15 protein-coding genes and 1 riboswitch are annotated in these 16,966 nt (G+C 71.2%); of the genes, 7 read left to right on the forward strand and 8 right to left on the reverse strand.

Translation table 11 applies throughout. The features are described 5' to 3' along the window. Nucleotides 1-85 precede the first annotated feature (85 nt). The 5 genes from rlmN (at nt 86) to ACF09J_RS23300 (ending at nt 5,992) form a co-directional block, all read left to right on the forward strand. The gene (gene rlmN, locus ACF09J_RS23280; RefSeq protein WP_392307349.1) at nt 86-1,192 is read left to right on the forward strand and encodes a 23S rRNA (adenine(2503)-C(2))-methyltransferase RlmN; all 1,107 of its coding nucleotides are present in this window, start codon (nt 86-88) and stop codon (nt 1,190-1,192) included. A gap of 43 nt (nt 1,193-1,235) precedes the next feature. Then, a riboswitch (TPP riboswitch) is annotated at nt 1,236-1,341 on the forward strand. An 82-nt stretch (nt 1,342-1,423) separates the two neighbouring features. After that, nucleotides 1,424-2,500, forward strand: a complete 1,077-nt coding sequence (locus ACF09J_RS23285; RefSeq protein ID WP_392307350.1) for a thiamine ABC transporter substrate binding subunit — start codon at nt 1,424-1,426, stop codon at nt 2,498-2,500. Between the two features lie 47 nt (nt 2,501-2,547). Next, the gene (locus ACF09J_RS23290) at nt 2,548-4,149 is read left to right on the forward strand and encodes an ABC transporter permease (protein ID WP_392307351.1); all 1,602 of its coding nucleotides are present in this window, start codon (nt 2,548-2,550) and stop codon (nt 4,147-4,149) included. Further along, nucleotides 4,150-5,169, forward strand: coding sequence for an ABC transporter ATP-binding protein (locus ACF09J_RS23295; RefSeq protein ID WP_392307352.1), 1,020 nt, complete (start codon nt 4,150-4,152; stop codon nt 5,167-5,169). Between the two features lie 25 nt (nt 5,170-5,194). Beyond that, nucleotides 5,195-5,992 (forward strand): maleylpyruvate isomerase family mycothiol-dependent enzyme, encoded by a 798-nt coding sequence (locus ACF09J_RS23300; RefSeq protein WP_392307353.1) that lies wholly within the window; start codon nt 5,195-5,197, stop codon nt 5,990-5,992. 57 nt (nt 5,993-6,049) lie between these two features. On the opposite strand, the gene ACF09J_RS23305 is transcribed toward ACF09J_RS23300, so the two are convergent. The 6 genes from ACF09J_RS23305 to ACF09J_RS23330 all read right to left on the reverse strand — a co-directional run bounded on the left by ACF09J_RS23305 (nt 6,050) and on the right by ACF09J_RS23330 (nt 12,031). Further along, nucleotides 6,050-6,784 carry an LAETG motif-containing sortase-dependent surface protein gene (locus ACF09J_RS23305; RefSeq protein ID WP_392307354.1) on the reverse strand — a complete coding sequence of 245 codons (735 nt, stop codon included), beginning with the start codon at nt 6,782-6,784 and terminating at the stop codon, nt 6,050-6,052. Nucleotides 6,785-7,043: 259 nt separating this feature from the next. Then, nucleotides 7,044-7,451: a VOC family protein gene (locus tag ACF09J_RS23310; RefSeq protein WP_392307355.1), complete on the reverse strand. Its 408-nt coding sequence runs from the start codon at nt 7,449-7,451 to the stop codon at nt 7,044-7,046. 132 nt (nt 7,452-7,583) lie between these two features. Then, nucleotides 7,584-9,167, reverse strand: a complete 1,584-nt coding sequence (locus ACF09J_RS23315; protein ID WP_392307356.1) for a hypothetical protein — start codon at nt 9,165-9,167, stop codon at nt 7,584-7,586. Then, complete coding sequence (locus ACF09J_RS23320) at nt 9,149-9,892, reverse strand: ABC transporter ATP-binding protein (RefSeq protein WP_392307357.1); 744 nt, start codon at nt 9,890-9,892, stop codon at nt 9,149-9,151. The genes ACF09J_RS23315 and ACF09J_RS23320 overlap by 19 nt, the downstream gene beginning before the upstream one ends. Before the next feature lie 256 nt (nt 9,893-10,148). Next, on the reverse strand, nt 10,149-11,528 hold the full coding sequence (locus ACF09J_RS23325; RefSeq protein WP_392307358.1) for an aspartate aminotransferase family protein: 1,380 nt from the start codon (nt 11,526-11,528) through the stop codon (nt 10,149-10,151). Continuing rightward, on the reverse strand, nt 11,513-12,031 hold the full coding sequence (locus ACF09J_RS23330) for an Lrp/AsnC family transcriptional regulator (RefSeq protein ID WP_392307359.1): 519 nt from the start codon (nt 12,029-12,031) through the stop codon (nt 11,513-11,515). The genes ACF09J_RS23325 and ACF09J_RS23330 overlap by 16 nt, the downstream gene beginning before the upstream one ends. Before the next feature lie 172 nt (nt 12,032-12,203). Between ACF09J_RS23330 and ACF09J_RS23335 the strand changes: the two genes are divergently transcribed. Beyond that, nucleotides 12,204-13,643 (forward strand): gamma-aminobutyraldehyde dehydrogenase, encoded by a 1,440-nt coding sequence (locus ACF09J_RS23335; protein ID WP_392307360.1) that lies wholly within the window; start codon nt 12,204-12,206, stop codon nt 13,641-13,643. Nucleotides 13,644-13,932: 289 nt separating this feature from the next. Further along, complete coding sequence (locus ACF09J_RS23340) at nt 13,933-15,123, forward strand: PotD/PotF family extracellular solute-binding protein (protein ID WP_392307361.1); 1,191 nt, start codon at nt 13,933-13,935, stop codon at nt 15,121-15,123. Between the two features lie 17 nt (nt 15,124-15,140). Here the strand turns inward: ACF09J_RS23340 and ACF09J_RS23345 are convergent, their stop codons facing one another. Together ACF09J_RS23345 and ACF09J_RS23350 are read right to left on the reverse strand one after the other, a co-directional pair. Then, entirely contained in the window at nt 15,141-15,839 is a 699-nt protein-coding gene (locus tag ACF09J_RS23345; RefSeq protein ID WP_392307362.1) for a glycerophosphodiester phosphodiesterase, read from the reverse strand. A 28-nt stretch (nt 15,840-15,867) separates the two neighbouring features. After that, entirely contained in the window at nt 15,868-16,953 is a 1,086-nt protein-coding gene (locus ACF09J_RS23350; protein ID WP_392307363.1) for an adenosine deaminase, read from the reverse strand. Nucleotides 16,954-16,966: the final 13 nt, after the last annotated feature.

The following is a 16,966-nucleotide window of genomic DNA, read 5'->3' on the forward strand; positions in this document are numbered from 1 at the left end:
CCCCAGGCGCCCTGCGGCAGCGACGACAGTCGTCCGGGCGGACAGCCGCAGGTCACCCGAGTGGATCTGCGACACTGGTACCACCATGCCCAAGCCCGGAGAACTCACCTTTGTCGCGCCGCGCGGTGCCAAGAAGCCGCCGCGGCACCTTGCCGATCTGTCGCCCGCCGAGCGCAAGGAGGCCGTCGCCGCGATCGGCGAGAAGCCGTTCCGCGCCAAGCAGCTCTCGCAGCACTACTTCGCGCGGTACGCGCACGACCCGGAGCAGTGGACCGACATCCCCGCCGGGTCCCGCGCCAAGCTCCAGGAGGCGCTGCTCCCGGAGCTGATGACGGTCGTGCGGCATCTGTCGACCGACCAGGGCACCACGCGCAAGACGCTGTGGCGGCTGTTCGACGGCACGCTCGTGGAGTCGGTGCTCATGCGCTACCCGGACCGGGTGACCATGTGCATCAGCTCGCAGGCGGGCTGCGGCATGAACTGCCCGTTCTGCGCCACGGGACAGGCCGGGCTCGACCGGAACCTGTCCACCGCCGAGATCGTGCACCAGATCGTGGACGGGATGCGCGCCCTGCGGGACGGAGAGGTCCCCGGTGGTCCCGCGCGCCTGTCGAACATCGTCTTCATGGGCATGGGCGAGCCGCTCGCCAACTACAACCGCGTCGTCGGCGCCGTCCGCGCCCTGACCGACCCCGAGCCGGACGGGCTCGGCCTGTCCCAGCGCGGGATCACCGTCTCGACGGTGGGCCTGGTGCCGGCCATCCACCGGTTCTCCGACGAGGGCTTCAAGTGCCGGCTCGCCATCTCCCTGCACGCCCCGGACGACGAACTGCGCGACACGCTCGTCCCGGTCAACACGCGGTGGAAGGTGCGGGAGGTCCTCGACGCAGGATTCGAGTACACCGCCAGGTCCGGGCGCCGGCTGTCCATCGAGTACGCGCTGATCCGGGACATCAACGACCAGGCGTGGCGCGGCGACCGGCTCGGCCGGCTGCTCAAGGGCAAGCCCGTGCACGTCAACCTCATCCCGCTGAACCCGACGCCCGGCTCGAAGTGGACCGCGTCCCGGCCCGAGGACGAGAAGGCGTTCGTCGAGGCGATCGCCGCCCACGGAGTGCCGGTGACCGTCCGGGACACCCGTGGTCAGGAGATCGACGGCGCCTGCGGTCAGCTCGCTGCCACCGAAAGGTAGCCGGACGGTGGCCGGACGGTAGGCTGAGAACCTACACATCTTCATATTCCGACAGGGGAGCGCCACAGCGCTGAGAGTGCGGCACCGGCCGCAGACCCTCTGAACCTCGCCCAGGTCATTCTGGGTAGGAAGTTCGGTCATCACTCAAGCTGTTGTGCCCTGCCCGGGTGTCCCTCGCGGATCCCGGGCAGGGCCGCGTCTCTTCCTGGCCAACCCCCAGGAGGACATCCAGTGCACACCAAGACGTTCGCCGCAGCCGCGGTCGGGCTCGGCCTCGTCACGCTGTCGGCGTGCGGCTCGTCACCGAACGGCAAGGACTCCGCCGGGTCCAGGACGGTGACCCTGGTCAGCCACGACTCGTGGGCCGCGTCCAAGAGCGTCATCGCGGACTTCGAGAAGAGCTCCGGCTACAAGGTGAAGGTCCTGGAGGACGGCGACGCCGGCCAAGCCGTCAACAAGGCCATCCTCACCAAGGACAACCCGCAGGGCGACGTCTTCTTCGGCGTCGACAACACACTGCTGTCCCGCGCCCTGGACAACGGGCTGTTCCAGTCGTACGAGCCGAAGGGCGCGGACCTGATCCTGCCGCAGTACCGGGTCGACGAGGCCAAGCACCGCGTCACGCCCATCGACACCGGCGACGTCTGCGTCAACTACGACAAGAAGTACTTCGCCGACCACAAGCTCACCCCGCCCGCCTCGTTCGACGACCTGGTCGCGCCGGAGTACAAGAACCTCCTCGTCACCGAGAACGCCGCCACCTCCTCGCCGGGCCTCGGCTTCCTGCTCGGCACCGCCGCCAAGTACGGCGACAAGGGCTGGCAGGACTACTGGAAGAAGCTCAAGGCCAACGGCGTCAAGGTCGTCGACGGCTGGGAGCAGGCCTACAACCAGGAGTTCTCCGGTTCCGCCGGCGGCAAGAAGGCCAAGGGCGACCGTCCCCTCGTCGTCTCCTACGCCTCCTCGCCGCCCGCCGAGGTCATCTACGCCGACCCGCGGCCGAAGACCGCGCCGACCGGCGTCGCGCAGGGCACCTGCTTCCGCCAGGTCGAGTACGCGGGCCTGCTCGCCAACGCCAGGAACACCGAAGGGGGCAAGGCCCTCCTGGACTTCCTGATCAGCAAGAAGTTCCAGGACGACATGCCGCTGAACATGTTCGTCTACCCGGTGCGCGAAGGCGCCCAGGTGCCCCCGGAGTTCGTGACGTACGGCCCGCAGGCCAAGAACCCCGAGACCCTGGCCCCCGAAAAGATCTCCGCCAACCGTGACCAGTGGGTCAAGTCGTGGACCTCACTCGCCCTCAGGTAGGCCGCGGACGCGGCCGCCGGACGGGGAACACGGCGCGGCTCGGTCTCATGGCCGGGCCCGTCGCGTTCTTCGCGGCGTTCTTCGCCTACCCCGTGGCCGCGATCGTCCGGCGCGGCCTGGAGACGGACGGTGCCTGGCAGTTGGGGCGGATCACCGACGTGCTCGGACAGTCCGACATCCGGCACGTGCTGTGGTTCACCTCCTGGCAGGCGCTCGCCTCCACCGCGCTCACCCTGCTCGTCGCCCTGCCCGGCGCCTATGTCTTCGCCCGCCTCGACTTCCCCGGCCGGCAGGTCCTGCGGGCCGTCGTCACCGTGCCGTTCGTGCTGCCCACCGTCGTGGTCGGCACCGCGTTCCTCGCGCTGGTCGGGCGCGGCGGCCTGCTCGACGAGCTGTGGGGCGTCCGGCTGGACACCACGGTGTGGGCGATCCTGCTCGCCCATGTCTTCTTCAACTACGCCGTCGTCGTACGGACCGTGGGCGGACTGTGGGCGGGGCTCGACCCGCGCCAGGAGGAGGCGGCCCGGATGCTCGGCGCCTCCCCGCTCACCGCCTGGCGCAAGGTCACCCTGCCCGCGCTGGCCCCCGCGGTCGCCGCAGCGGCGCTCATGGTCTTCCTGTTCACGTTCACCTCCTTCGGCGTGGTGCAGATCCTCGGCGGCCCCACCTTCTCCACCCTCGAGGTGCAGATCTACCGGCAGACCTCCCAGATCTTCGACCTGTCGACCGCCGCCGTCCTGACGATCCTCCAGTTCCTGGCCGTGGGCGCGATCCTCGCCGTGCACGCCTGGACCGTACGGCGCCGGGAGACCGCGCTGAAGCTGGTGGACGCCTCGCTGACCGCCCGCCGGCCGCGCGGCGCCGGGCAGTGGACGCTGCTGGCCGGGGCCCTCGCCACCGTCGCCGTCCTCCTCGTGCTGCCGCTCGCCGTACTGGTGCAGCGGTCGCTCGCCGCGCCCGGCTTCGGCTACTACCGGGCGCTGACGAACGCGGACGGCGGCACCTTCCTGGTCGCGCCGATCCACGCCGTCGGCACCTCCCTGGGCTACGCCGCCGCCGCGACCGCCATCGCCGTGGTGATCGGCGGGCTCGCCGCCGCCGCTCTCACCCGCCGGGACGCCGGCCGGCTCGTACGCGGCTTCGACGCGCTGCTGATGCTGCCGCTCGGGGTCTCGGCGGTGACCGTCGGCTTCGGTTTCCTGATCTCGCTGGACCGGCCGCCGCTCGACCTCAGGCAGTCCTGGATCCTGGTCCCGCTGGCGCAGGCTCTGGTCGGCGTGCCCTTCGTCGTACGGACCATGCTGCCCGTGCTGCGGGCGGTGGACGTACGGCTGCGGGAGGCGGCGGCCGTGCTCGGGGCCTCGCCGTGGCGGGTGTGGCGGGAGGTCGACCTGCCTCTGGTGCGGCGGGCGCTGCTGATCGCCGCAGGGTTCGCCTTCGCGGTCTCCCTGGGGGAGTTCGGGGCGACGGTGTTCATCGCGCGCCCCGACAATCCGACGCTGCCGGTCGCCGTGGCGCGGCTGATCGGCCGGCCCGGCGACCTCAACTACGGCCAGGCGATGGCCCTGTCGACGATTCTGATGGTGGTGTGCGCGGTGGCGCTGCTGGTGCTCGAGCGGCTGCGCACCGACCGGAGCGGGGAGTTCTAGATGCTGCTGAGCCTCGATGCCGCGACCGTGCGCTTCGGCGGACGTACCGCGCTGGACGCGGTCGACCTGTCGGTCGCCGAGCATGAGATCGTGTGCGTGCTCGGACCCAGCGGCAGCGGCAAGTCGACGCTGCTGCGCGCGGTGGCCGGGCTTCAGCCGCTGGACTCCGGACGGGTGCTGCTGGACGGGCGGGACCAGTCGGGAGTGCCGGTGCACCGGCGCGAGGTGGGGCTGATGTTCCAGGACCACCAGCTCTTCCCGCAGCGCGACGTGGCCGGCAACGTCGGCTTCGGACTGCGTATGCACGGCGCGGCGAAGGGCCAACGGGACAGTCGGGTGGGGGAGCTGTTGGAGCTGGTCGGGCTGCCCGGGGCCGGGCGGCGGGCCGTGGCCGCGCTCTCCGGCGGGGAGCAGCAGCGCGTGGCCCTCGCCCGGGCGCTCGCCCCCCGGCCGCGGCTGCTGATGCTGGACGAGCCGCTCGGCCAGCTCGACCGCTCGCTGCGGGAGCGTCTCGTCGTCGAACTCCGTGATCTGTTCGGGCGGTTGGGCACGACGGTGCTCGCCGTCACGCACGACCAGGGCGAGGCCTTCGCCCTCGCCGACCGGGTCGTGGTGATGCGGGACGGCCGGATCGCCCAGTGGGGCACACCGCTTGAGGTGTGGCAGCGGCCTGCCGACGCCTTCGTGGCCCGCTTCCTCGGCTTCGAGAACGTGGTGGAGGCGAGCGTGGACGGCGAGGTCGCGGTCACCCCGTGGGGCAAGGTGCCGGTCGCCGACGGCTCGGCCCAGGGCAACCGCACCCTGCTCGTCCGGCCCGCCGGTGTCCGCCTGGTGCCCGCCGACGAGGGCCTGCCCTGCACGGTGACCGCCCGTACCTTCAAGGGCACCCACGTCACCCTCCACCTCCAGCCCGCCAACGCCCCCCGCCTGGAGGCGGCCTGCGCCCTGCGCGAGGCACCGGAGGCCGGGGACGAGGTCGCGGTGGAGTTCGACGCGACTGAAATCGTGGTCCTGGAATGATCACCGGGCACTTAGTGTGCTGAGCATGACGTTACTTCCCTACGACCGTTACTGCGACGAGATCGTCCGTCAGGTCGACGAGTTGAGGGCCCTGGTCACCTCCGGGGCCGACTTGTCCAGGACCGTGCCGACCTGCCCGGACTGGACACTGGAGAAGCTGGTACGGCATGTCGGCGGCGCCCTGCGCCGGGCCGAGGCCCTCGTCAGGACCCGCGCGCAGGAGAACATTCCGGCCAAGGAGGTCCCGCTCGCCGGGGGTCCTGAGGCGCAGGGCGACCCGGCCGCCCTGGACGCCTGGCTGGCGGAGACCGCCCGCATGCTCGTCGACGCCCTCCGTGAGGCCGGACCGGACACGAAGGTGTGGACCTGGGCCGGAATCCTCGACACCGGCTTCTGGGCCCGCCGGATGACCCACGAGATCACGATCCACCGTGCCGACGCGGCGCTCACCGCGGGCCTGCCCTACGAGGTCGCCGCGGACGTGGCCGCCGACGCCCTCGACGAGTGGCTGCAGATCGTGGAGTTCATCCAGCGGAGCAAGGCGCGCCCGGGGATCCAGGAGCTGCGCGGTCCGGGCCGCAGCATCCATCTGCACGCCACCGACGCCGCTCCCGGGCTGAACGCCGAGTGGGTCGTCGAGTTCACCGAGGACGGCGTCACCTGGCGCCGCGGCCACGAGAAGGCGACCGTCGCCCTGCGCGGGCCGCTCACCACCGTGCTGCTCGCGTTCTTCAGCCGACTGCCCCTGGACAGCCCCGGCCTGGAGGTGCTCGGCGAGCGGGAACTGCTGGAGTTCTGGCTGGAGCGGGCGACTTTCGGATGAACGGCCGTGGCCCGCCCCCGAGTTCGGGAGCGGGCCACGGACGGTGTGTGTGGGGCGTCAGCGGTTGCTGTTCGCTCCACGGCGGCGCATGCCGAAGAACACGGCGCCACCGCCGACGACGACCAGGGCGGCCGCGATGCCGGCGATCATGCCGGTGTTGGAGTCGGCACCGGTCTCGGCGAGGTTGGAGTCACCGACCGCGGGCGACGGAGCGTTGTTCTCGGCGCCTGCCGGAGCGGTGGTGCTCTCCGAGGCGGACGGCGCCGAGGACGCCTCCTGCGACGGGGACTCCTCCGACGGGGCGGACTCCGACGGAGCCGGCGTCGACGTCTCCGGCTGAGACGGCGTGGTGGAGTCGGTCGGCTCCTCGGTCGGCGTCTCGGACTTGCACGCGGTCGACGGAGCCCTCAGGTTGTCCTTGATGTCCGCGTCGACCTTGAACCGACTTTTGTCCGCGGTCTTGACGTGGATCCGGTAGACCGCGTTCGGCTGCCAGTCCTCGGCGAAGGTGATCGTGGTTCCCTGACGGGAACCCTTGATCTCCTGCTCGCCGATCTTCTTGGCGTCGGCACCCTTGTCCTCGAGGAACACGGTGACCGTGGCCGGGGTGTTGGAGGAGTCGATGCTCTTGACGACGATGACGCCGTTCTCGCCTTCACACTTGGCTTCGGCGGAGAAGTCCTTGATGTCACAGGCGAGTGCGTTACCCGCAGCGCCGAGAGCGAGAGCGGCGGACGCGGAGGCGACACCGAGGATGCGCACGGTGCGTGCGGTACGACGGGATATGGACAAGATAGCCACTTTGCCCTTCACGGGATGCCCAATTGCGGGGGGTGTGCGGGGGGTTGGGGCAGCAACGAGGTCGAGCCCACAGAAACCCCAGGAGGCTCAGATTTATAAGCGCTCCGGCGGGAGTGTCAATCCGAAAGCCTCCCACCGGCGTTGACTTTACCGCATCATTAACCAGGCGAATGTTTCAACCTGTTGGCATGCGTCAGGGCGGGTGCCGTCGCACCCGCCCTGACCATGGTGAGTCTCCGCCCGCGGGGGTTCAGCCCTGCACCGCCGCCGGGTCCATCCACATGACCTCCCAGGTGTGGCCGTCGAGGTCGTCGAAGGCGCGGCCGTACATGAAGCCCTGGTCCTGCGTCTCGCCGCTCACGGTGCCGCCGGCCGCGACCGCCTTGTCCACCAGCTCGTCGACCTTCTGGCGGCTCTCCGCGCTCAGGCAGATCAGCACCTCGCTGGACCTGGTCGAGTCAGCGATCTCCTTCTTGGTGAAGTTGGCGTAGTGCTGCTTGCTGAGCAGCATCGCGATGATCGTGTCGCTGATGACGACGCACGCGCAGTCGTCGGTGGAGAACTGGGGGTTGATGGTGTAGCCGAGCTCGGTGAAGAACTTCCTGGACGCGGCCACGCCGTTGGTCGCCAGGTTCACGAAGATCATCTGCTGGTACATGGCGGGTCTCTCCCATCGCGGTTCGTTGCCGTTCGCAGGGGTAGACCCGGGGCCGGCGCGGAACTCATCGGCGACTCCGGGACTTTTTCGTACCTCTTCTCCGGGTCCGCCGGCGGACCGGCGGCCGGTGGCTCAGGGGAGCAGCGGCAGTGCGGCGAGGTCCGCGACCACCAGCGTCAGCGGGACGAACAGGGCCAGCAGGGCGCCGCAGCGCAGGAGGGCGGCCGAGCGCAGCATCGTGGCCGGCGCGCCGAGTCGCAGCAGGGCCGCGGTGCTGTCGGCACGGGACTGCCGCGCCTCGACGACTGCGATCAGGAGGGTGGTCAGGGCGCAGCCGGCGACGAGCAGCGTGCCCAGCGTCGTCAGCGGGCCGAGCGGCCGGGCGGCGCCGTCGTAGGCCGCGAACATGGCGTACGTCCCGGACGCCACCGCGCAGACCACGCCCAGCGGGCGGCCGATGCGGGCCGCCTCCTCCATCAGGACGCGCCCGGCCAGGAGCCGCAGGGCTCCCGGGCGCGCGGACTGGACCACACGGCCGCACAGGTGGGTGAGGCCGGGGCCGGCGAGGGCGAGACCGAGTGCGGTCATCAGCCAGCCGATGAGGACCGGCACGGAGCCGGCCGCGAGCCCGCCGGGCAGGGCCGGGCCGCCGGTGGCCGTGAGGCCGGCGGCCTGTCCGGCGTACGCCTCCACGGCCAGTCCGGCGGCGAGCACGGCGATGCCCCAGGGAAGCCCGGTGGGCGGCCGCCGGGGGGCCGGGGGCCGGTGGGGATCGTGATCGTCGTGCGCGCCTTCGTGACCGGTGTCCTCGGGGGCTCCGGTCGGTTCAGTCCCGGTCAAGCCGGTCGGGGTCAGGTGGGCTCCGGTCGGGTCGGCCCCGGCCGGGTCACTTCCGGGCCGGTCGGTGCGGGCCGAGTGGGGCCCGGTCGGGTCGGTCCGTGTCACGGCCGGTCCGGGCCCGTCCGCCGCGGCCGGGCCGGTCCGCGTCAGGCCCGCCCCGGTCGGACTGTCCCCGGTCGGGTCGTCCCCGGGCCGCACCGTGCCGACGGCCGTGGACGGGGGCCGGGTCGCACACGCCGTTGCCGAACCGTTCCGGCGCGCGGCGGTCCCGTTGCCGAGCCGGGCGCCGAACCGGCCGTACGCCCCGAACGTCTCCTGCGTGCCGGTGCGGCGGTACGCGCCGAAGCGGCCGAACCGCCGACCGGGCCCGGCCGCCGTGGGCCTCGCGTCGCGGGGGCACAGCACCAGCGCGACCGCCGCCGAGGCGAGGACGGGGACGACGGTGAGCAGGGTCAGCACCGCCGGAACCGGCAGCGGCTCCCCGGCCGCCAGGAACGCCGACGCCGCGCCGTCGCCGCGCAGGTAGGTGAAGACCAGCAGCGCGAGCAGTGAGCCGAGCCCGCAGGCCAGGGCGGTCGTCGCCGCCGACACGGCCATCAGCCGGCCCGGACCGAGGCCGAGCGCGGACAGCCCGGGCCGGGGACGGGTCCCCGGGTCGGTGCGGGCCACCGCGACCGCGAGGTACACCGTCGCCGCCAGGGGCAGCACGCACCAGGACAGCCGCAGCGCCCCGGCGGCCGAGTGGTCCGGGTGGCCGAGGGCGTAGCCGAGGCTGGACAGCAGCAGGAAGCCCGTGCCCGCCGACGCCGCCGCGACCGTCAGACGGCGCAGTTGGACGCCCGGCCGGGCGACGCGGATCAGACGGAGAGCGAGCACGCGGCCCGCCCTTCCGCGGTGTCGCCGACCGGGGGCAGGTGCACGGTCTTCACGCGCCGCCCGTCGAGCACCGGCACGGTCCGGTCCGCGAGGGCCGCGGTCGCGGGGTCGTGCGTGGCGAGCACGACCGTGATGCCGTGCGAGCGGGCGGCGGTGGTGAGCGTGCGCAGCACATGGGCGCGGTCGGCGCGGTGCAGCGGGGCCGTTGGTTCGTCGGCGAACAGCACCGTGGGGGAGGGGGCGAGCGCGCGGGCGATGCAGACGCGCTGCCGCTCGGCCTGGCGCAGCCGGTGCGGGCGCATCCGCGCCAGGTCGCCGACGTCGAGGCGGTCCAGCCACTCCAGGGCGGCCACCTTGGCCCGCCGCCGGCTCGTGCCGCGCAGCATCAGGGGCAGGGCCGTGTTCTCCCAGACGTTCAGCTCCGGTACGAGCACGGGCGCGGGGTCGACCCAGCCGAACCGGTCCCGGCGCAGCCGCTCACGGGCCAGCGGGCCGAGGGAGTGCAGGGGGACGCTGTTGAACCAGACCTCGCCGCGCCGCACCCGCGTCATGCCGGACAGGCACCGCAGCAGGGTCGTCTTGCCGCTCCCGCTCGGCCCGCTCACGGCGAGGATCTCGCCCTGCGCGACACCGAGGGAGACGCCGCCGAGAGCCGGCGAGCCGTCGTCGTGGGTGTAGTGCAGGGCCCGCGCGCAGAGCACCTCGTTCTCAGGTGGGACGTCCATGGGCGTACACCTCGGTTCTCATCGGGAATTCCGTGCCGTGTCCCCCGTACGGGCGAACGAGTCTGAAGACCTCGGGTCACGGAGCCGGTCCGACGCAGAGTGACGCGTCAAGGGAACGCTAGGCAGCGCCCGTCGGGAGCCCGGACAGCACACGGCCCCGGGCCGCCGTTTCTCACTCGAACGGTCGGCACCGGGGCCGGCGATGATCATCTGATCGCAGGTGTGCGCCTTTCGCGCGGCGGTCGGGCCGCCGCGGTCACAGCTTGGTCCACGCCTCCGTCAGGGTCGCGCGCAGGATCTGCTCGATCTCGTCGAAGGTCTCCTGGTTGGAGATCAGCGGCGGGGCGAGCTGGACGACCGGGTCGCCGCGGTCGTCGGCACGGCAGTACAGGCCGTTGTCGTACAGCGCCTTGGAGAGGAAGCCGTACAGGACCCGCTCGGTCTCCTCCTCGTTGAAGGACTCCTTGGTGTTCTTGTCCTTCACCAGCTCGATGCCGTAGAAGAAGCCGTTGCCGCGGACGTCGCCGACGATCGGCAGGTCGTGCAGCTTCTGCAGGGTGGAGAGGAAGGCGCCCTCGTTGTCCAGCACGTGCTTGTTGAGGCCCTCGCGCTCGAACAGGTCGAGGTTGGCCAGGCCCACCGCGGCGGAGACCGGGTGGCCGCCGAAGGTGTAGCCGTGCAGGAAGGTGTTGTCGCCCTTGTAGAACGGCTCGGCCAGGCGGTCGGAGATGATGCACGCGCCGATCGGGGAGTAGCCCGAGGTCATGCCCTTGGCGCAGGTGATCATGTCCGGGACGTAGCCGAACTTGTCACAGGCGAACATGGTGCCCAGGCGGCCGAAGGCGCAGATGACCTCGTCGGAGACGAGCAGCACGTCGTACTGGTCGCAGATCTCGCGGACGCGCTGGAAGTATCCGGGCGGCGGCGGGAAGCAGCCGCCGGCGTTCTGCACCGGCTCCAGGAAGACCGCGGCGACCGTGTCCGGGCCCTCGAAGAGGATCTGCTGCTCGATCTGGTCGGCGGCCCAGCGGCCGAAGGCCTCCGGGTCGTCGCCGAAGAGCGGGGCGCGGTAGATGTTGGTGTTCGGCACCTTGTGCGCGCCCGGCACCAGCGGCTCGAACGGCGCCTTCAGGCCCGGCAGGCCGGTGATGGACAGCGCGCCCTGCGGGGTGCCGTGGTAGGCGACCGCGCGGGATATGACCTTGTACTTGGTGGGCTTGCCGGTCAGCTTGAAGTACTGCTTGGCGAGCTTCCAGGCGGTCTCGACCGCCTCGCCGCCGCCGGTGGTGAAGAAGACCTTGTTCAGGTCGCCCGGGGCGTAGTCGGCCAGACGCTCGGCCAGCTCGACGGCCTTGGGGTGCGCGTAGGACCAGACGGGGAAGAACGCAAGCTCCTGCGCCTGCTTCGACGCGGTCTCGGCCAGCTCCGTGCGGCCGTGACCGGCCTGGACCACGAACAGGCCCGCGAGACCGTCGAGGTAGCGCTTGCCCTTGTCGTCGTAGATGTAGGTGCCCTCACCGCGCACGATCGTCGGCACGGGGGCGTTCTCGTACGAGGACATGCGGGTGAAGTGCATCCACAGGTGATCGTACGCGGTACGGCTGAGGTCCTTGCTCACGGTTATCGGGTTCCCCACATGTAGGTCTGCTTCTTGAGCTTGAGGTAGACGAAGCTCTCGGTGGAGCGCACGCCGGGCAGCGCCCGGATGCGTTTGTTGATGACGTCCAGCAGCTGGTCGTCGTCCTCGCAGACGATCTCGGCGAGGATGTCGAACGAGCCCGCGGTCATCACCACGTACTCGACTTCCGACATGCCGGTCAGAGCGTCGGCCACGGACTCCGTGTCGCCCTCGACGTTGATCCCGACCATCGCCTGCCGGCGGAAGCCCACGGTGAGGGGGTCGGTCACGGCGACGATCTGCATCACGCCCTGGTCGAGCAGCTTCTGGACGCGCTGGCGCACCGCGGCCTCGGACAGGCCGACGGCCTTGCCGATGGCGGCGTACGGACGGCGGCCGTCCTCCTGCAACTGCTCGATGATGGCGAGGGAGACGGCGTCCAGGTTCGGGCTGCTGCCGTTCCTGGACTCGCGGGAGTCCCTTTGCTCTGCGCTTCTACTGGGCACGACCACACTGTGCACGACGTATCGACAGTTCCGCAAGGTCGATGCGATGAAATTCGTTGTTTACGAGACCGAGACGTGCGGATTTCGCAGAACTCGCCCGGACAGGGGTGTTGAAAACGTGGCACCGCGGACTAGGGTGGGTGCCTCAGCGATGGGACATCCCGAACAGCACCAGGAGGGCCGGGCAGTGAGCACCGAGCTGCGTCGTCTGCGCAACTACATCGACGGTGAGTTCCGCGACGCCGCCGACGGACGGACCACCGAGGTGGTCAACCCCGTGACGGGCGAGGCGTACGCGACCGCGCCGCTGTCCGGGCAGGCGGACGTGGACGCCGCCATGGCGGCCGCGGCCGCGGCCTTCCCGGGCTGGCGCGACACCACCCCGGCCGAGCGCCAGAAGGCGCTGCTGAAGATCGCGGACGCCTTCGAGGAGCGCGCCGAGGAACTGATCGCGGCCGAGGTGGAGAACACGGGCAAGCCGATCGGGCTGACCCGCTCCGAGGAGATCCCGCCGATGGTCGACCAGATCCGCTTCTTCGCGGGTGCGGCCCGGATGCTCGAGGGCCGCTCGGCCGGCGAGTACATGGAGGGGCTGACCTCGATCATCCGCCGCGAGCCGATCGGCGTCTGCGCGCAGGTCGCGCCGTGGAACTACCCGATGATGATGGCCGTGTGGAAGTTCGCCCCGGCGCTCGCCGCGGGCAACACGGTGGTCCTGAAGCCGTCGGACACCACCCCGGCCTCCACGGTCCTGATCGCCGACATCATCGGCTCGGTCCTGCCCAAGGGCGTCTTCAACGTCATCTGCGGCGACCGCGACACCGGCCGTCTGATGGTGGAGCACCCGACCCCGGCGATGGCCTCCATCACCGGTTCGGTGCGCGCCGGCATGTCGGTCGCCGAGTCGGCCTCCAAGGACCTCAAGCGGGTCCACCTGGAGCTGGGCGGCAAGGCCCCGGTCGTGGTCTTCGAGGACACCGACATCGACAAGGCCGTCGAGGACATCTCGGTCGCCGGCTTCTTCAACGCCGGCCAGGACTGCACGGCCGCCACCCGCGTACTCGTGCACGAGTCCATCCACGACGCGTTCGTCTCCGCGCTCGCCAAGGCCGCTGCCGAGACCAAGACCGGTCAGCCGGACGACGAGGACGTGCTGTTCGGCCCGCTGAACAACCCCAACCAGCTCAAGCAGGTGGCCGGCTTCATCGAGCGGCTGCCCGCCCACGCCAAGGTCGAGGCCGGCGGCCACCAGGTCGGCGACAAGGGCTACTTCTACGCCCCGACCGTCGTCTCGGGCCTGAAGCAGGACGACGAGATCATCCAGCGGGAGGTCTTCGGCCCGGTCATCACCGTGCAGTCCTTCTCGGACGAGGACCAGGCCGTGGAGTGGGCCAACGGCGTCGAGTACGCGCTGGCCTCCTCGGTGTGGACCAAGGACCACTCCCGCGCCATGCGGATGTCCAAGAGGCTTGACTTCGGCTGCGTGTGGATCAACACCCACATCCCGCTGGTCGCCGAGATGCCGCACGGCGGCTTCAAGAAGTCCGGCTACGGCAAGGACCTTTCGGCGTACGGCTTCGAGGACTACACGCGGATCAAGCACGTGATGACGTCGCTCGACGCGTGACGCGCTGACCGGGCGGTTCGCCCGCTCGCGGCCCCGGACGGAGAACGGACCGTCCGGGGCCGCGGTGTGTCCGCGGCGGGAAGTCCGCGCTCTCGCGGTCGGGCGTCGGGCGGCGCGGTCGGGCGTCGAGCGGCGCGATCGGGCGTCGAGCGACGCGGCCGGACGTCGAGCGGCGAGGTCCGGCGTCGACCGGGGCGAGGACGTTGATCGACAAGGTGTCGGCTCCGTCCCGGCGTGCTCGACGCTGCGTCGATTGCCCGGCCACGGACACGAACGGCATGCTGGGCCGGTGCCCAAGACTCCGAAGACGCCCCCGCTCTCCCGCCGCTCCCTGCTGCGCGCCCTGGGCGGCACGGCCGCGCTCGGTGCGCTCGCCGGCTGCGGGGTGCCCGCCGCCTACGTCCAGCCCGGTGACCGCGCCATCCCGGACGCCTCCGCCACCGATCACCGGCTGAACTGGGCGAACTGGCCGCTCTACATCGACACCGACGACAAGCACCCGAACCGGCGGCCCACCCTGGAGGCCTTCGAGAAGCGCACGGGCATCACCGTCGACTACGTCGAGGAGATCAACGACAACGACGAGTTCTTCGGCAAGATCAGCCCGTCGCTGATGAACCATCAGGACCCCGGCCGCGATCTCATCGTGATCAGCGACTGGCTGTGCGCGCGGTTCGTCCGGCTGGGCTGGGTGCAGGAGATGGACCGCGCCCGTCAGCCGCAGGTGGCCAAGTACCTCGACCCGCTGCTGCGCGACCCCGCCTTCGACCCGGGACGCAAGTACACGATGCCGTACCAGTCGGGCATCACCGGCATCGCCTACAACCGCCGCAAGCTCGGCCGCGAGATCCGCCAGGTCTCCGACCTGTGGGCGAGCGACCTCAAGGGCCGCGTCACCCTGCTGTCCGGCCTGGACGAGGCGTTCGCCCTGCTGATGCAGGCCAACGGCGTGGACATCACCAAGTGGAGGACCCACGACTTCGACCGGGTCTGCGACCAGGTGGAGCGGCAGGTCCACAAGGGCCAGATCCGCCGCTTCACCGGCAACGACTACACCAAGGACCTGGTCAGCGGGGACGTCCTGGCCTGCCAGGCCTACTCGGGCGACGTGATCCAGCTCCAGGCCGACAACCCCGACATCCGCTTCGTCGTGCCCGAGGAGGGCGCCGAACTGTGGTCGGACTCCTGGATGATCCCCAACCGGGCCGGCCACAAGGCCAACGCGGAACGCCTGATCGACTACTACTACGACCCCGAGGTGGCCGCGGAACTCGCCACCTGGGTCAACTACGTCTGCCCCGTGCCGGCGGCCCAGGGCGTGCTCGCCGGCTCCAAGGACAAGGACACCGCCGAACTCGCCGAGAACCCGCTGATCTTCCCCGACGCGACCATGCGCAAGCGCCTCGCCATCGCCCGCGACATGTCCTCCAACGAACGCGTGCACTTCGCCAAGCGCTGGAACGCCATCGTGGGTCTGTAGGTGTTGGGGGCCTTCCCCTACGGTGCCGTGGTCTGCGGGGTGCGCAGGGTGTGGAGGAGGCCGACTCGGTTGGTCGTGATCGAGTCGGCGCCGAGGTCCAGGAGGCGGCGCAGGGAGCGGCGGGTGTCCGGGGTCCAGACGGACAGCAGGTAGCCGTCGCGGTGGACGCGGGCGGCGAGGTCCCGGTCCACCAGCGTGAAGCGGTAGTTCAGCCACCGGGGCCGCACCGCGTCCAGCAGCCCGGCCCGCGGCGGTGCGAGGGTCGTCCAGGTCAGCGCGATCTCCGCGGCCGGGTCGGCGGCGCGCACCGCGAGCATGGCCTCGGCGCCGGCGCAGTAGTACACACGGTCCCGCGCCCCGCACGCGTCCACCACGTCGACGATCCGCCGCACCGACTGCGGGCGGGCCGGGCCGGGCAGGTCGATCATCACCCGGCCGTCGCCCGTCGCCGTGAGCGCGTCCTCCAGCGTGGGCACCAGGCCGCCGGTCACGTCGCGCACCTCCGACGCGGACAGCGCGTGCAGCGGCCGGTCGTGGGCCCACAGCCGTTTCAGCGACTCGTCGTGGAGCAGCACCGGAACACCGTCCCGGGTCAGCCGTACGTCGATCTCGACCGCGTCCGCGCCCCGGTCGAACGCGGAGCGCAGCGAGTCGACGGTGTTCTCGCGGATGCGGTAGGGGTCGCCGCGGTGTGCCACGGCGGTCACGGTCTGCATGGCCCCATTGTGTCCCGCCGGGTCCCGGTCAGGGCGCGAGCCACCGTGCGGTGTAGGCGTCGATCTCCTCCGCGATGCGCGCCTTGCCGGCCGCGTCCAGGAAGGAGGCGTGCACCGCGTTCTTGGCCAGCTCTGCCAGACCCCGCTCGTCGAGGTCGAGCAGCCGCCCGGCCACGGCGTACTCGTTGTTGAGATCCGTGCCGAACATGGGCGGGTCGTCGGAGTTGACCGTGACGAGGACCCCGGCGCGGGCGAACTCCTTGATGGGATGCTCCTCGATGGTGCGCACCGCCCGGGTGGCGATGTTGGAGGTCGGGCAGACCTCCAGGGGGATGCGGTGCTCGGCGAGGTGGGCGAGCAGCTTGGGGTCCAGGGCGGAGCTGGTGCCGTGGCCGATGCGCTCGGCCCGCAGTTCGGTCAGCGCGTCCCACACGGTCTGGGGCCCGGTGGTCTCGCCGGCGTGCGGGACGGAGCGCAGCCCGGCGGCGATCGCCCGGTCGAAGTAGGGCTTGAACTGGGGCCGCGGCACGCCGATCTCGGGCCCGCCGAGCCCGAAGGACACCAGGCCCTCGGGGCGCAGCCGGTCGTCGGTGGCCAGCCGGGTGGTCTCCTCGGCCGACTCCAGTCCGGCCTCACCGGGGATGTCGAAGCACCAGCGCAGTACGGTCCCGAACTCGGCCTCCGCCGCCTTGCGGGCATCCTCGATCGCGTCCATGAAGGCGCGCTCGTCGATGCCCCGCCGGGTGGAGGAGAACGGCGTGATGGTGAGCTCCGCGTAGCGCACCTGCTGCCGGGCCAGGTCGCGGGCCACCTCGTAGGTCAGCAGCCGGACGTCCTCCGGGGTGCGGATCAGGTCCACGACGGACAGGTACACCTCGATGAAGTGGGCGAAGTCCGTGAAGGTGAAGTAGTCGGTCAGGGCCTCGGGGTCGGTGGGCACCTTGGAGTCGGGGTGGCGGGCGGCCAGCTCGGAGACGATCCGGGGGGAGGCGGAGCCGACGTGGTGCACGTGCAGTTCGGCCTTGGGCAGTCCGGCGATGAACGCTTTCCGGTCACGCGGCGCCCGCGGGTCGAGCAGGGTCTGCGGGTCGTGGGGTGCGTGCTGGTCGGTCAAGGGGTCCCTCCCC

Source organism: Streptomyces sp. NPDC014889 (assembly GCF_043081205.1).
In the GTDB taxonomy this organism is placed as follows: Bacteria; Actinomycetota; Actinomycetes; order Streptomycetales; family Streptomycetaceae; genus Streptomyces.

What these genes read in the sequence shown, in the direction of transcription:
- ACF09J_RS23290 (WP_392307351.1), top strand. Translation starts at nt 2,548, where the DNA reads ATGGCCGGGCCCGTCGCGTTCTTCGCGGCGTTCTTCGCCTACCCCGTG.
- ACF09J_RS23300 (WP_392307353.1), top strand. Translation starts at nt 5,195, where the DNA reads ATGACGTTACTTCCCTACGACCGTTACTGCGACGAGATCGTCCGTCAG.
- ACF09J_RS23295 (WP_392307352.1), top strand. Translation starts at nt 4,150, where the DNA reads ATGCTGCTGAGCCTCGATGCCGCGACCGTGCGCTTCGGCGGACGTACC.
- ACF09J_RS23320 (WP_392307357.1), bottom strand. Translation starts at nt 9,892, where the DNA reads ATGGACGTCCCACCTGAGAACGAGGTGCTCTGCGCGCGGGCCCTGCAC.
- ACF09J_RS23310 (WP_392307355.1), bottom strand. Translation starts at nt 7,451, where the DNA reads ATGTACCAGCAGATGATCTTCGTGAACCTGGCGACCAACGGCGTGGCC.
- rlmN (WP_392307349.1), top strand. Translation starts at nt 86, where the DNA reads ATGCCCAAGCCCGGAGAACTCACCTTTGTCGCGCCGCGCGGTGCCAAG.
- ACF09J_RS23345 (WP_392307362.1), bottom strand. Translation starts at nt 15,839, where the DNA reads ATGCAGACCGTGACCGCCGTGGCACACCGCGGCGACCCCTACCGCATC.